General features: G+C 65.5%; 10 protein-coding genes and 1 pseudogene. 6 read left to right on the top strand and 5 right to left on the bottom strand.

Translation table 11 applies throughout. The features are described from left to right. Positions 1–9: 9 nt before the first annotated feature. Both ACWYRN_RS15105 and ACWYRN_RS15100 read right to left on the bottom strand, forming a co-directional pair. Complete coding sequence (locus tag ACWYRN_RS15105) at positions 10–441, bottom strand: DUF2231 domain-containing protein (RefSeq protein WP_488688428.1); 432 nt, start codon at positions 439–441, stop codon at positions 10–12. 88 nt (positions 442–529) lie between these two features. Continuing rightward, positions 530–1453, bottom strand: a complete 924-nt coding sequence (locus ACWYRN_RS15100; protein WP_488688427.1) for a LysR family transcriptional regulator — start codon at positions 1451–1453, stop codon at positions 530–532. Positions 1454–1595: 142 nt separating this feature from the next. On the opposite strand from ACWYRN_RS15100, the gene ACWYRN_RS15095 reads away from it, so the two are divergent. Next, on the top strand, positions 1596–2006 hold the full coding sequence (locus ACWYRN_RS15095) for a RidA family protein (RefSeq protein ID WP_488688426.1): 411 nt from the start codon (positions 1596–1598) through the stop codon (positions 2004–2006). Here ACWYRN_RS15095 and ACWYRN_RS15090 read toward each other — a convergent pair. Beyond that, positions 1997–3022 carry an EthD domain-containing protein gene (locus ACWYRN_RS15090; protein WP_488688425.1) on the bottom strand — a complete coding sequence of 342 codons (1026 nt, stop codon included), beginning with the start codon at positions 3020–3022 and terminating at the stop codon, positions 1997–1999. The two genes, ACWYRN_RS15095 and ACWYRN_RS15090, sit on opposite strands and share 10 nt — an antisense overlap. A gap of 527 nt (positions 3023–3549) precedes the next feature. Between ACWYRN_RS15090 and ACWYRN_RS15085 the strand changes: the two genes are divergently transcribed. Then, positions 3550–3849 carry a type II toxin-antitoxin system Phd/YefM family antitoxin gene (locus ACWYRN_RS15085; protein ID WP_488688424.1) on the top strand — a complete coding sequence of 100 codons (300 nt, stop codon included), beginning with the start codon at positions 3550–3552 and terminating at the stop codon, positions 3847–3849. Continuing rightward, complete coding sequence (locus ACWYRN_RS15080; protein ID WP_488688423.1) at positions 3824–4081, top strand: Txe/YoeB family addiction module toxin; 258 nt, start codon at positions 3824–3826, stop codon at positions 4079–4081. Before ACWYRN_RS15085 ends, ACWYRN_RS15080 begins: the two co-directional genes overlap by 26 nt. 49 nt (positions 4082–4130) lie before the next feature. Here ACWYRN_RS15080 and ACWYRN_RS15075 read toward each other — a convergent pair whose 3' ends face one another. Further along, on the bottom strand, positions 4131–7307 hold the full coding sequence (locus ACWYRN_RS15075) for an error-prone DNA polymerase (protein ID WP_488688422.1): 3177 nt from the start codon (positions 7305–7307) through the stop codon (positions 4131–4133). Between the two features lie 114 nt (positions 7308–7421). Here ACWYRN_RS15075 and ACWYRN_RS15070 point away from each other — a divergent pair, with 114 nt between their 5' ends. Then, positions 7422–8213, top strand: coding sequence for a PhzF family phenazine biosynthesis protein (locus tag ACWYRN_RS15070; RefSeq protein WP_488688421.1), 792 nt, complete (start codon positions 7422–7424; stop codon positions 8211–8213). A 200-nt stretch (positions 8214–8413) separates the two neighbouring features. On the opposite strand, the gene ACWYRN_RS15065 is transcribed toward ACWYRN_RS15070, so the two are convergent. Further along, on the bottom strand, positions 8414–9340 hold the full coding sequence (locus tag ACWYRN_RS15065) for a LysR family transcriptional regulator (RefSeq protein WP_488688420.1): 927 nt from the start codon (positions 9338–9340) through the stop codon (positions 8414–8416). Between the two features lie 95 nt (positions 9341–9435). On the opposite strand from ACWYRN_RS15065, the pseudogene metE reads away from it, so the two are divergent. Both metE and ACWYRN_RS15055 read left to right on the top strand, forming a co-directional pair. After that, positions 9436–11783 (top strand): annotated as a pseudogene (gene metE, locus ACWYRN_RS15060) (5-methyltetrahydropteroyltriglutamate--homocysteine S-methyltransferase). Between the two features lie 211 nt (positions 11784–11994). Continuing rightward, positions 11995–14391 (top strand): TonB-dependent receptor plug domain-containing protein, encoded by a 2397-nt coding sequence (locus ACWYRN_RS15055; RefSeq protein ID WP_488688419.1) that lies wholly within the window; start codon positions 11995–11997, stop codon positions 14389–14391. The last annotated feature ends 25 nt before the right edge of the window (positions 14392–14416 follow it).

Below are 14416 nucleotides of genomic sequence, written 5' to 3'. Positions count from 1 at the left end.
TTGCATACCTCATTGCACACCTCCCGCGCGTGGGGTGAGACCAACCCAGGCCGCCAGGCAGCTCAACAGGAACACGATAGCCGACAACACCAGCCCGGCCGGCATCACGGCCCAGGCATCCTTGGCGTGCTGGAAGCAATCGATCAGGCCCAGGACAAAGGTCGCCAGCAGCAACAGGAAATAGGTCAGCGGATAGCCGCCCTTGCGTTGCGCGCGTACCAGCTTAATCAAGGCAAACAGCAGCGCCAGCCCGCAGAAGAGCTCGGCGCCGGCCAGCAGCCAGGAAGCGAAATTGCTCCACTGGATCTGGTAGCTCTGGTAGTAGGCGATATCGTTCAGCAATGCGCCGAGGAACAGGGGAACGCTTCCGACAAGAAAAATGGTGTGAAGCCGGCCGGGCGGGCTGCGGTAGGCCGGGCCGGCCGTGACGACAGAAGACATGGACTTGTCCTTGATGGTGATTTTGACAATTCATCATAGCGGCTAAGTGAATGCCCTGTCGCATCGTTGAGTGGAGGCCGGCCCTGCCTCAGGATCGGGTGCGCGGCGCCAGCGGCGCGTGCTCGGCCATCAGCTCGCCCATCCAGTCGATGAACACGCGCAGCTTCTTGCTGGGATGGCGGTTCGGCGGATACGCCACGTAGAGCGGCATCGGGTCGATGCGCCAGTCCCCGAACAGGGGCAGCAGCCTGCCCGCCTCCGCATGCCCGCGCGCCATGTAGTCGGGCAGCCACAGCACGCCCAGGCCGGCCAGGCCCGCCGCCAGGTAGGCGTTGCCATCGTCGATGGACAACACGTGGCGCCCGCCGATCTGCACCGTTTCGCCGTCCTTGTGCATCGCATACGGAAAGGCGCCGCTGCGCGACCAGCGAAAGCGCACGATGCGGTGCCGCGCGTCCAGCAACTCCTGCGGATGCGCCGGCACGCCGGCCTGGGCCAGGTAGGCGGGCGCCGCGTACACGCCCAGGCGCAGGTCTCCGATGTGGCGGGCGATGAGCGCGCCGTCGGTCACGGCGCCGCCGCGCACCACGCAGTCGATGTTCTCGCCCACCAGGTCGACCTTGCGGTCGCTGGCGCCGAGGTCGAAGCGGATCTCGGGATAGCGCGCATGGAAGCGGGGCAGCGCCGGTATCAGGATCATCGTCGCAAACGGGCTCGGCACGTCGACGCGCAGCTCGCCGCTGGGCGCCGCCAATGCATTCGGCAAGCTGGTCTCCACATCCTCGAGGTCGGCCAGCAGGCGCACGATGCGCTCGTAATACGCGGCGCCATCGGCCGTGACGCCCACCTTGCGCGTGGTGCGGTTCAGCAGCTTCAGGCGCAGGCGCGCTTCCAGCTGCTGCACCAGCTGGGTCACCGTGGTGCGGTTCATGTGCAGCGTTTGCGCCGCCTTCGTAAAACTGCCGGCTTCGACCACCCTGGCGAACACCCGCATCGCGTCGAACCTGTCCACGCCGCCTCCTCTTCTGATTATTTGGATTGTTTGGATTATACAAACAGTCTTGCACAAAACTGCCCGTTTATCCGCGATCCGTAGGCAGGCAGAATGCTCTCCATCGGCCGGCGCATTGCCGGCTTCACCAAAGGAGACAGCAATGACAGTACGCGACGTCGTGTTCCCGGCCGGGCGCCAGGCTTTATATGAAAAGAACCGCTATTCGCCGGCGGTGCGCGCGGGCGGCTTTTTGTTCGTCTCGGGCCAGGTGGGCAGCCGCGAGGATGGGTCGCCCGAGCCGGAACTGGACGCCCAGGTACGGCGCGCCTTCCAGAACCTGAACGCCGTGCTGGCGGCGGCGGGATGCAGCTTCGACGACGTGGTCGACGTGACCATCTTCATCGTCGACCCGGAAACGCGCTTCGAACAGATCTGGGGCGTGGCCCAGGAATTCTGGGGCGGCCCGCCCCACCCCACCGTGACCGCGGTTGGCGTGACCTGGCTGTATGGCTTCCAGTTCGAGATCAAGGTGGTGGCGCGCCTGCCCGAGGGAGGGCAGGATCAGGCCTGATCCCGCGTGGCGGATGCGGGCAGCACGGTGGCCACTTCCGGCATCAGGCGGTTGATCACGCTGTAGTTGATGCCGGTCCACCATTCCGAACCCTCGCCCAGCAGCGCATCGTACGAGGCCTGGATGGCGGCGTAGTCGTCGCTGACGAGGTAATCCTCGACGTCGTTCAGCGACGCGAACGACAGCACCGACACCGCGTCGATCCGGCTGCCCTCGGGGTCTTTCTGGGTCGAGCCGATGTTGTGCAGCTGGGCGTAGCGGCGCACGAATTCGTGCGTGGCCGGCTGGGCCAGCACCAGCCGGGCATGCTCGCCCAGCAGCCGCTCCTGGAAGGCCTCGCGCGACAGGTGGGATGCGCGCATGTGGATCATCACCAGGCTCACCGGATCGCGGTGGCGCGCGCTCGGTATCAGGATGTATTCGCGCGTGATCTCGCGCGTGACCATGCGGAAGGCCACCTGCTCGTCGGCTACGATGCGCTGGTCGAACTTGTCCTGGCCCAGCGTGCGCTCGATGTCGTCTTCGTCGGCATAGGCGATGTAGGCGAAGCCGTCCCAGCGCGGGCGATCGTAGGGCGGGACGCGCTTTTCCGGATCGTCCGGCAGCTTGCCTTCGTCCGTCACCATCGCGCGGTAAGGCGGCGCGAAGAAGGACGACGGGCCGGACGCGATGCGGTGCACCTGGTCGTAGCGCAGCACGGCCGCCGACGAACTGCCCGGCTCGTCCCAGGCGAACTTCGGGCCGTGCACCTTGCGCCAGTATTCGTCCCAGTGCTCGAAGGCGAGGTTCGGCTCGCCTTCGAGCGCCAGCGCGTGCGGGCGCCAGTTCGGGAAGTGCACCTCGTGGCCGTGGCGGCTTTTCGAGGCGCCGCTGTCCTGCGGGCGTTCGCCGCGCGGGGTGGCATCGACGCGGCTGACGAAAGTAGGCGTGACGATCAGCGGCTTCGTGCTGCCGGCTTGCGTTGCGCCGAGGGGTGGGCGGTGCTGGTTGTCGCTGCGGTCGAAATCGGTGGCCATGGTGTTGTCCTCGATAAGTGGAAGACGGACGATACGTGCCCAGCTGCTGGGGATCGGTTCGGTACTTCACCCCAGGCTGCTTTGACTACGATAAATGACTTTAGATAGCTTCATTACGACAACGTTACGATCCAGTCTTCCAAATACGTATGCAGTGCTCCCAAGCTTGCTATTTTCGTTTGTTGGTATACACTATGAGTTGTACTATTTATGGTACAAGTAGCACTCGCTCAATACGCGCTCATACGACTCAGACGACTATTCCGATACTGACGATCTTACCGATACTTGCGACTACTAAGAACCTATCCCAGTAGGGAGGAGGAAGTTGCTGGCGATGACTGGGAAGCGCGGGCTAGGCGCGAGGACGCCGCATGGCGAGCCATGCAAGGACGAGCAACGCCGCCCCCGCTTTCCAGGCGCGTCAGCAACGACTCATTCCCTACTGGGATAGGTTCTAAATACTGACTACGACGACACCAACTATTCATCCGACCATTTTAAGTATTGAAGCAATGGAGTGCCAAATGAGAATCATCAATTTTTCCGATGCGCGTAGCAGTCTTCGGACTGTTATCGACCAGGTGGTTGAAGATGCAGATGTCACCGTTATCTCGCGCCGAGATGCGCCAGATGCAGTAGTCATGTCCTTCGATCACTACAGCAGCCTGATGGAGACTGTCCATTTGTTAAGTTCACCTGCGAACGCGGCGCACTTGGCAAAATCAATCGCTCAGGCACGTGCAGGTCAAACGCAGCATCGGGAACTGATCGACATTTCCGATACTGAGGAACCGCAGCATGCGCAACGTGAAGTTCACGGATGAAGCCTGGACCAGCTACATCTACTGGCAAACGCAAGACAGGAAGACACTTAAACGCATCAATGATCTGATCAAGGAAGCGCAGAGGGATCCCTTTACAGGTATTGGCAAACCGGAAGCACTGAAGCACAGCCTTGCCGGCTTCTGGTCCAGGCGAATAGATGAGACAAATCGCCTGGTCTACGAAGCGATGGAAGATGACTTGGTCATCATTTCCTGTCGTTATCATTACTGATCAGTTCAGGGGAGCAAACAGCTCCCTTTTTGGGCGCATGGTCTCCGTCTCAGCAAAAATCCCGGCTGTTCGTCGCCAGCCTGCCCAGCAAATGCGACATGTCCACCAGCCGCTTGGCCACCAGGTGCTTCACCTGCCCCTGGCTCTGCCAGACCCCGTACACGCCCAGCAGATGCGCCCCCAGCACCTCGCGCCGCTGCTGCTCGACCAGGTCGGGCCAGACGATCACGTTCACGTTGCCGGTCTCGTCTTCCAGCGTCACGAACAGCACGCCCTTGGCGGTGCCCGGACGCTGGCGCACGGTAACGATGCCGCAGCCGCGCGCCAGCTGGCCGTCGGCATACTCGTTCAATACGGACGCCGGCATGAACCTTTGCTTCAGCAGCTGCTTGCGCAACAGCGCCAGCGGATGCCGCCCCAGCGTCAACCCCTGCGCGCGGTAGTCGCCGACGATCTCGTCGCCCTCGCTCGGCGCCGCGAGCGCTGGCATCTCCTCATCCACCGTGGTCGGTCGCAGCAAATCGCGGTCGGGCACCGCACCCACCGCCTGCCACAAGGCTTCGCGCCGGTGCCCGGCCAGCGAACGCAGGGCATTCGCGCCGGCCAGCACCTGCAGGTCGCTGCGGTCCAACCCTGCCCGGCGCGCCAGGTCGGCCACGCTGTCGAACGGCTTGATCGCGCGCGCGTCCTCGATGCGCGCCACCGCTTCGCGGCTCATGCCGCGCTGTAGCGACAGGCCCAGGCGCACAGCCGGCTGGCGCGTGCGGTCGTGCAGTTCTTCCAGCGTCGAGTCCCAGCCGCTGATGTTCACATCCACCGGCCGCACCTCGATGCCGTGGCGCTGCGCGTCCTGCACCAGTTGCGAAGGGCTGTAGAAGCCCATCGGCTGGCTGTTCAGGAGCGCACACAGGAAGGCGGCCGGCTCGTGGCACTTGACCCAGGAGCTGGCATAGGCGAGCAAGGCGAAGCTGGCCGCGTGCGACTCGGGAAAGCCGTATTCGCCGAAGCCCTGGATCTGGCTGAAGATCTGCTCGGCGAAGGCCAGGTCGTAGCCGCGCTCCAGCATGCCACGCACGATGCGGTCGTAATAATGTTCCAGGCCGCCCTTGCGCTTCCAGGCCGCCATTGCGCGGCGCAGCTGGTCGGCCTCGCCCGGCGTGAAGCCGGCGCCGAGGATCGCCACCTGCATCACCTGTTCCTGGAAGATCGGCACGCCGAGCGTGCGTTCGAGCGCCACTTTCATCTGCTCGCTCGGATACACCACCGGTTCCAGTCCCTGGCGCCGCCGCAGATACGGATGCACCATGCCGCCCTGGATCGGCCCCGGCCGCACCACCGCCACCTCGATCACCAGGTCGTAGAAGACGCGCGGCTTCATGCGCGGCAGCATGCTCATTTGCGCGCGCGATTCGATCTGGAACACGCCCACCGTGTCGGCGGCGCAGATCATGTCGTAGGTCGCCTTGTCGTCGGGCGGGATGTCCTGCATCTCGAAGACGATGTCGTGGCGCAGGCTCACCAGCGCCAGCGCACGCCGCAGCATCGACAGCATGCCCAGCGCCAGCACGTCGACCTTCATCAGGCCGAGTTCCTCGAGGTCGTTCTTGTCCCACTGGATGACGCTGCGGTCGACCATGGTGGCGTTCTCGATCGGCACCAGGCGCGACAGTTTGCCGCGCGCGATGACGAAGCCACCCGGGTGCTGCGAGAGGTGACGCGGGAAGTTCAGCAGCTGCTGCGCCAGCGTGGCCCATTGCAGCGACAGCGGCGCCTGCGGATCGAGGCCGCATTCGCCCAGGCGCATCAGCAGGTTTTCCTTGCTGTCGAACCAGTGGTGGTTCTTGCAGACCTTCTCGATGATGGCGAGGTCGATGCCGAGCGCGCGGCCGCTGTCGCGCAGCGCGCTTTTCGGGCGGTAGCTGATGACCACCGCCGCCAATGCCGCGCGCATGCGGCCGTACTTGGCGTAGATGTACTGGATGACCTCTTCGCGGCGCTGGTGTTCGAAGTCGACGTCGATGTCCGGCGGCTCGTTGCGCTCCTTCGAGATAAAGCGTTCGAACAGCAGGTTCGCCCGCGCCGGATCGACCTCGGTGATGCCGAGGCAGTAGCAGACCGCCGAGTTGGCGGCCGAGCCGCGGCCCTGGCACAGGATCTCCTGCGAACGGGCGAAGCGCACGATGTCGTACACGGTGAGAAAATAGTGTTCGTATTCCATCTCGGCGATCAGCGCCAGCTCGTGCTCGATCTGGGCCTGCACCCTGGCCGGGATGCCCTCGCGGAAGCGCCGGTGCGCGCCGATATAGGTTTCGCTGCGCAAGAAGCTGCTCGCCGTCTGCCCCGGCGGCACCACTTCGTTCGGGTACTCGTAGCGCAGTTCGTCGAGCGAAAAGGTGCAGGCCGAAGCGATACGCAGTGTCTCGTCCAGCGCCTCCTTCGAATAGATGTTCGCCAGGCGCAGGCGCGCGCGCAGGTGCTGCTCGGCGTTCTGCGCCAGGCCGTAGCCGCATTCGGCCACGGGCTTGTTCAGGCGGGTGGCGGTGAGCGTGTCCTGCAGGGGCTTGCGGGAGCGCACATGCATCGTCACGTGCCCGAGCGCGACGATCGGCAGGCCGTGCTGCCAGCCCACTTCTTCCACCGTGATGCGGTGCGCTTCATCCAGCGCGCGGTGCAGCAGGGTCAGGCCGATCCAGGCACGGTTGCCGAACTGCTCGATCATCCACGCGGCCTGCGCGTGCAGGCGATCGACGCCGGCCTGGTCGTGGCCGGGATAGCGCGGCAGCAGGATCGCCAGGCAGTCGGGCATGCCCTTCAGGTGCGCCAGCTCGCCTTGCGGGTCGGCGATGTCGCCCGGGGTGAGGCAGTAGCTTCCCTTTTCGCTGCGCGTGCGGCCCAGCGTGATGAACTCGGACAGGTTGCCGTAGCCGTTGCGGTTGCGGGCCAGCAGGATCAGCGACAGGGCCGGGTTGCCGTCCGGCTCCTGCAGGTGGAAATGGGCGCCGACGACGAAGGGCAGCCCCGCCTTCTTGGCCTCGGCATGGGCGCGCACCACGCCGGCCAGCGAGCATTCGTCGGTAAGCGCCAACGCCGCATAACCCAGCTTCACCGCCCGCGCCACCAGCTCCTCGGCATGCGAGGCGCCTTGCAGGAAGGAGAAGTTCGAGAGGCAGAACAGCTCGGCATAGTCGGGCAGGCCCTGCATCGACGGATCGGACGGTAAAGGCATTCTTGACTGGGCTTGAGAAAAACGGGGGTGACAAAAATTAAACGTGCAAACCGCACAAAACTACTGTATAAAAACACAGTATAACTGACGAGGTAAATTTGGCAAGGATCAGCAATGCGTGTTCATGAGTTCGATTGTTTTGGAGAAAAGCCTGGAGAGGGCAACCCGGCGCTGGTCGTCGAGGAAGGAAACGGCAACCCGGGCTGGCGCCGGGCGCTGGCGCGCGAGCGCGGCTTGACCTGTGTGTTCGTCGATGCCGGCGATACCCCCGATGTGGCGGCGGTACTGGATTACGTCTATCCGCACATGCGCAGTCCGCTGTGCGTGCATGCCACGCTGGCGGCGGCGGCGCTGCTGTTCGAGCGGCACGGGGCCGCTGCGCCGCTGACGGTCAAGACCGCGATGCACGGCCAGCCGCTGCTCCTGTCGCGCCTTGGCGATACGGTGTTCGTCTGGCTGGAGCGCCAGCAAGCGCCCGCGCTCGAACTGGACACCGCCCTGCCCCTGCGCCTGCTGGCGGCGCCCGACCTGGTGCTGGCCAGCGCGCCGCGCGTGCTGTCGGTAGGCAGCCCGAAGCTGCTGCTGGAAGTGGCCGATGTCGACACGCTGTACGGCTTGCAGCCTGACCTGGCGCTGATCCATGTGTGGAGCAGGAACGCCGGCGTGAACGGCTGCTACGTCTGGTGCCGCACCGGCGATGGCGAGGTCGAGGGCCGCAACTTCAACCACCTCGAACCGGCGCTGGAAGACAGCGCCACCGGCGTGGCGGCGGGGGCGCTCACGCTGCTGCTGGGCCAGGGTGTGAAGGTGCGCCAGGGCCGCGCCACCGGCCAGTCCTGCTCCATCCGCACCGCACTCGAAGGCGAGGCCGTGCTGGTGGGCGGGCTGGTGAGCCGCAGTGCATAACATCGTTTTTATGTAGGGTGGGCACTTGTGCCCACGCGGTCGTACTCCAGCATACCTTCATAACTTCCCGGGATCGGGAAGATTGCAGGCCAGCTCAAAGGCTGCCGAGCATGCCGATGGTCAGACCGCGTGGGCACAAGTGCCATTCGTGGCCCGGCCCACCCTACTAACAACACCGCTATCGGATGGGCCTGCTCCGCTCACAGCAAGGTAATCCCCGGCAAGGCCAGCAAGGACGTCTCGCGCATCACCTGCACGAAATCGACCAGGCAGGCATTTCCCGCCAGCCGTTTCGGCGTTACCGCATACAGGCGCCCCGTCAAGCCCTCCGGCCCGATGCGCGAGCGCGCCACGTAGCCGCGCTCCAGGTAGCCGTTCACCGCCCACAGCGGCAGCGCCGCCAGTCCGCGTCCGCTGGCCACCAGCTGCAGCATCCCCACCGTCAACTCGGTCGTGCGCCGCGGCGGCTCCACGCCGGCCGGGCGCAGCACCTGGCGCACCAGGTCCAGCATGTCGTCCGGCACCGGGTAGGTAATCAGGGCCTGGCCCGCGAAATCCTGCGCCACCAGATAAGGCTTGGCGAGATACGGATGGTTCAGCGGCAGGATCGCCACCATCTCGAACTCGAACAACGGATGGAAGTCCACGTCGGTCTCGCTCTCGTCCAGCTCCGACACGATTGCCACCTCGGCGCGGTCCTGGTGCAGCAGGCCGATCGGATCGGCCTGGAAGCCCGACACGATGTCCTGCTCGACTTCCGGCCAGCGCGCGCGCAATGCGTCCATCGACGGCATCAGCCAGTCGAAGCAGGTATGGCACTCGACCGCGATGCGCAGCTTGCCGGTGGCGTTGCTGGTCAGGCGCGCCAGGTCGCGCTCGGCCGCGCCGATGTGCGGCAAGACCTGCTCGGCCAGCGCCAACAGGCGCTGGCCGGCAGCCGTAAACGCCACCGGCGACGACTTGCGTTCGAACAGCCCGGTCTCGTATTGCCGCTCCAGCGCCAGCACCTGGTGCGAGAGCGCCGACTGCGTCACGTTGAGCAATTGCGCGGCGCGCGAGATGGTGCCGGCCTCTTTCAGCGCCAGCAGGGTGCGCAGGTGGCGCAGTTCAAGGATGGAAGTAGCCATGAATGATTTTCACGTTAAGTCGAAATTTTTTCGTTTGAATTATGCATGAGTTCTGACGACAATCGTTAGCATCATTCATACGAACTGGATTTATCATGATCAAGATTCATACACTGGGCTATCCACGCATCGGCCTGCAACGCGAGCTGAAGTTCGCCCTCGAACGCCACTGGCGCGGCGAATCGAGCGCAGCGGAACTGGAAGAGACCGCCGCGAACTGCGCGCACGCCACTGGCAGCAGCAGGCAAACGCGGGGCTGGACTACGTCACGGTCGGCGACTTCGCCTTCTACGATCATGTGGCGAACCACATCCAGCTGTTCGGCTGCGAGCCGGCGCGCTTCGGTTTTGACGGCAGCGAATCGGCGCTGGCGCGTTACTTCACCCTCGCCCGTGGGGTAGCAAACGAGGTGGCAAACGAGGCAGCGCACGAACACGGCGAAGGATGCTGCGGCGGCCAGCACGGCGGCAAGCCGGCACTGGAAATGACCAAGTGGTTCGACACCAACTACCACTACCTGGTCCCCGAGTTCGATGCCGCCACCAGCTTCGCGCTGGCGCCCGAACGCCTGCTGGCCGAAGTAACGCAAGCCCGGGCCCTGGGCCACAAGGTCAAGGTGGCGCTGGTCGGCCCCCTCACCTTCCTCTGGCTCGGCAAAGCCAGGCAGGACGGCTTCGACAAGCTCGACCTGCTCGATACCCTGCTGCCCGCCTACGTGCAGCTGCTGGTGCAATTGAAAGCGGCCGGCGCCGAATGGGTGCAGGTCGACGAACCGATTCTCGGCCTGGACCTGCCGGGCGCCTGGCTGCTGGCCTTCGAGCGCGCCTATCACACGCTGGCCACGGCCGGCCTGCCGCTGCTGCTGGCCACCTACTTCTCTCCGCTCGAAGGCCAGCTGAGTATCGCCTGCAAGCTGCCGGTGGCCGGCCTGCACGTCGACGGCGTACGCGCCGCCCACGAGCTGCAATCGGTGGCCGACTGGCTGCCGGATAACAAGGTGCTCTCGGTCGGCATCGTCGATGGCCGCAACATCTGGCGCACGGATCTCGACCGCGCCCTCGCCTGCCTCAAGCCGCTGGCGCAGCGCCGCCGCGGCGAACTCTGGCTCGCGCCATCGTGCTCGCTGCTGCACGTGCCGCTGTCGCTGCGCGAAGACGCCGCCATCGACGTCGAATTGCGCAGCTGGCTGGCCGGCGCTGCGGAAAAACTGGACGAACTGCGCATCCTGCGCAACGCCCTGGTCGAAGGCGACGGCAGCGTGTACCTGGAACTGTGCGCCTCGCGTGCGGCGGCGGAGGCGCGCGCCAACAGCCCGCGTGTGCGCAGGCGCGCCGTGCAGGAGCGCGTCGGCACGCTCGCGGCGAATGCCGACCGCCGATCGACTCCCTTCGCCGAGCGCCAGGCCGCGCAGGCGGCACGCTTCAACTTGCCGCTGTATCCGACCACCACGATCGGCTCCTTCCCGCAAACGGCTGCCATCCGCGCCGCGCGCGCCGCCTTCAGGCGCGGCGAGCTGGCGCAGGACAGCTACGAAGCGGCGATGCGGCGCGAGATCGAACAGGCCGTGCGCGAACAGGAAGCCCTCGACATCGACGTGCTGGTGCATGGCGAGGCCGAGCGCAACGACATGGTCGAGTACTTCGGCGAGCAGCTCGACGGCTTCGCCTTCACAGCCAACGGCTGGGTGCAGTCGTATGGTTCGCGCTGCGTCAAGCCGCCGCTGCTGTTCGGCGACGTCGCCCGGCCCGCCGCGATGACGGTGTCCTGGAGCGCCTACGCCCAGGGCCTCACCACGCGTCCCGTGAAAGGCATGCTGACCGGCCCGGTCACCATCCTGCAATGGTCGTTCGTGCGCGACGACCAGCCGCGCCGCGATACCGCCCTGCAGATCGCGCTGGCGATCCGCGACGAGGTACAAGACCTGGAAGCGGCCGGCATCGGCATCATCCAGATCGACGAACCGGCGATCCGCGAAGGCCTGCCGCTGCGCCGCGCACTCTGGCGCGACTACCTGGACTGGGCCGCGCGCGCTTTCCGCATTTCGGCATCCGGCATCGCCGACACGACCCAGCTGCACACGCACATGTGCTATGCCGAGTTCAACGACATCCTGCCCGGGATCGCATCGATGGATGCCGACGTCATCACCATCGAAACCAGCCGTTCGGACATGGAACTGCTGCGCGGGTTCGGCGACTTCGCCTACCCGAACGCGATCGGGCCGGGCGTGTACGACATCCACTCGCCACGGGTGCCGTCGGTGGACGACATCGCCCGCCTGATGCGCAAGGCGGCCGAGGTGATCCCGGCGGCGAATTTGTGGGTGAATCCGGATTGCGGGCTGAAGACCCGGGCCTGGCCGGAGACGCGGGCGGCGCTGCGCAACATGGTGGAGGCGGCGAAGGTATTGCGCAGCGAGGCATTGCAAGGCAAAGCCGCGTAATCGCATAGGGTGGGTTCTCGAACCCACCCTACACGCTGTTGATGTTCGTAGGGTGGACTCGGGAGTCCACCCTACGAAAACCCGCACCGAAACCATGCACCCGGCATGACCACCCGCGCCATTTCGGTGCATCCGTTGTGTTTCAGACACACCCAGTAGTTGAGTCTGCCAATATTGGCTAGCATGCAAGTTTGCCTAACTGGAGATGTGCGTGTTCAAACCGACTCAATTGCGCCGCGCCGTGCTGCTCGGCCTGTATGGCAGCAGCGCCCTGGCCGCTTTCGTTCCCCCGGCCTTTGCCCAGACCGCCACGCCTGAAGCGGCCGAGAACACCACGATGCAAAGCGTGCACGTGGTCGGCACCCGCCGCACCGGCGCCGCATCGAGCACCGACACGCCGGTCCCGGTCGACATCATCCCGATGACGCGCCTGGCCGAGCAAGGCAGCCAGTTCGACCTGTCGCAGACGCTCACCAACATCTCCCCGTCGTTCAACTCGACCCGCCAGAGCGGCGCCGACGGCGCCGACCTGGTCGATTCCGCCGCCCTGCGCGGCCTCGGCTCGGACCAGACCCTGGTACTAATGAACGGCAAGCGCCGCCACACCACCGCCCTCGTCAATTTGTTTGGCGCGCGCAACCGCGGCAACACCGGCACCGACCTGAACGCGATTCCCGTGATGGCGATCCGCAACGTGCAGGTGCTGCGCGACGGCGCCGCCGCCCAGTACGGCTCGGACGCGATTGCCGGCGTGATGAACATCGAACTCAAGAAAAGCCTGGGCTGCGAAGCGGTGGCCGGCTGGGGCCAGTACAAGGAAGGCGACGGCGACAACTACCTGGCCTCGGCCTACTGCGGCATCCCGGTCGCCGGCGGCAGCTTCGGCATCACCACCGAATACCTGTACCGCGGCCGCTCGAACCGCGCCGAGGAAGGCAACCCGCGCATCATCGGCGACAGCAAGACGGAAAACCAAACGGTTTACATCAACGGCGACGTCGCCCTCGGCGAGGGCAAGCTGTATCTCACCGGCGGCGTGCAGCGCCGCGACGCGTCGAGCGCCGCCTTTGCGCGCGGCGGCCTGGGCACCGACGACATCCCGACCCGCAACTCGGCCGCCATGTACCCGAACGGCTTCGTCCCCTTCATCAACGGCGATCTGAAGGACCGCTACGCCACCGCCGGCTACCGCACCAAGCTCGGCGAATGGAGCGGCGACTTCTCCCAGACCTACGGCTACAACCGCCTCGACTACACCATCGCCAACACCCTGAACGCCTCGATCGCGAACCTCGACCTGATGAACGGCGGCGCCGGCATCAGCCCGAGCTCGTTCAGCGCCGGCGGCTTCGACTTCCGCCAGCTGACCACCAACGCCGACTTCAGCCGCTACTACGGCAACGTCCTGAACGGCCTGAACGCCGCCTTCGGCTTCGAATACCGCAACGAACAATACCGCATCTTCGAAGGCGAACGCGGCTCCTGGATCGACGCCGACGGCGTGGGCATCGGCGGCGCCGGCGGCAGCCAGGGCTTCCCGGGCTTCCAGCCGGGCGACGCCACCAAGCGCAGCCGCCACAGCACGGCCGCCTACCTCGACCTCGAGGCCGATGTCACGGAGCGCCTGAAAGTGCAGGCCGCGCTGCGCCACGAGCGCTTCTCGGACTTCGGCTCGACCACCGACGGCAAGCTGGCCGCCGCCTTCAAGCTTGGCGGCGACGTGCTGCTGCGCGCCTCGGCCAGCACCGGCTTCCGCGCGCCGTCGCTGCAGCAGGTCTACTTCTCTTCCACCTTCACCGACTTCGTCAGCGGCCAGCCGCTCGACGTGGTGCTGGCGCCGAACGGCGGCGCGGTTGCCAACGCCGCCGGCATCCCGAAACTGAAGGAAGAAAAGTCGAAGAGCTTCACCGTCGGCGCCACCTGGACGCCGTCGCAGACCACCTCGGTCACGGCCGACCTGTACCGCATCGACATCGACGACCGCATCGTGCTGTCGGGCCGCTTCGACGCCGACAACTACCCGGCCCTGGGCGCCACGCTGCAGACGCTGGGCGTTGGCCAGGCCCAGTTCTTCGTCAACTCGGTCGATACCGAAACGAAGGGCCTGGACATCACCGCCGCGCACCGCATGCCGCTGGGCGCGGGCCGCCTGAACACCTTCCTGGCCCTGAACTTCAGCAAGACCGAAGTGGCCGGCGTGCACGCGCCAAGCGCCCTGGCCGGCTTCGAGGACGTGCTGCTGTCGGAACGCGAGCGCCTGTTCATCGAACAGGGCGGCCCGCGCCGCAAGGCCACCCTCGGCTTCGAGTACAGCCTCGGCAAGTTCGGTTCGGACTTCCGCATCATCCACTTCGGCCCGCAGACGCTCGGCACCTTCTCGGGTCCGCCGGTGCCGAACGCCTACTACAAGGCGAAGACCTCGGCCGACCTCTCGTTCAGCTGGTCGTACAGCGAGAACACCAGGCTGACCCTGGGCGCGACCAACATCTTCAACGTCAAGCCGACCACGCAGGACGAGAACGAAACCGACAACGGCTTCAAGTACGAAAGCGTGCAGTTCGGCCTAAACGGCGCGGCCTACTTCGCGCGGCTCTGGCACAAGTTCTGACCTGTCCGGCGCGCTCGACCGCCTG

The organism is Massilia sp. BAP21, from assembly GCF_057801335.1.
Note: the sequence above shows the minus strand (reverse complement) of the source record. Positions and strands in the feature narration are given on the sequence as shown.

Excerpts from the sequence above, each read along its gene's own strand:
- ACWYRN_RS15070 (WP_488688421.1), top strand. The coding sequence starts at position 7,422 with ATGCGTGTTCATGAGTTCGATTGTTTTGGAGAAAAGCCTGGAGAGGGC.
- ACWYRN_RS15075 (WP_488688422.1), bottom strand. The coding sequence starts at position 7,307 with ATGCCTTTACCGTCCGATCCGTCGATGCAGGGCCTGCCCGACTATGCC.
- ACWYRN_RS15085 (WP_488688424.1), top strand. The coding sequence starts at position 3,550 with ATGAGAATCATCAATTTTTCCGATGCGCGTAGCAGTCTTCGGACTGTT.
- ACWYRN_RS15090 (WP_488688425.1), bottom strand. The coding sequence starts at position 3,022 with ATGGCCACCGATTTCGACCGCAGCGACAACCAGCACCGCCCACCCCTC.
- ACWYRN_RS15105 (WP_488688428.1), bottom strand. The coding sequence starts at position 441 with ATGTCTTCTGTCGTCACGGCCGGCCCGGCCTACCGCAGCCCGCCCGGC.
- ACWYRN_RS15080 (WP_488688423.1), top strand. The coding sequence starts at position 3,824 with ATGCGCAACGTGAAGTTCACGGATGAAGCCTGGACCAGCTACATCTAC.
- ACWYRN_RS15065 (WP_488688420.1), bottom strand. The coding sequence starts at position 9,340 with ATGGCTACTTCCATCCTTGAACTGCGCCACCTGCGCACCCTGCTGGCG.
- ACWYRN_RS15095 (WP_488688426.1), top strand. The coding sequence starts at position 1,596 with ATGACAGTACGCGACGTCGTGTTCCCGGCCGGGCGCCAGGCTTTATAT.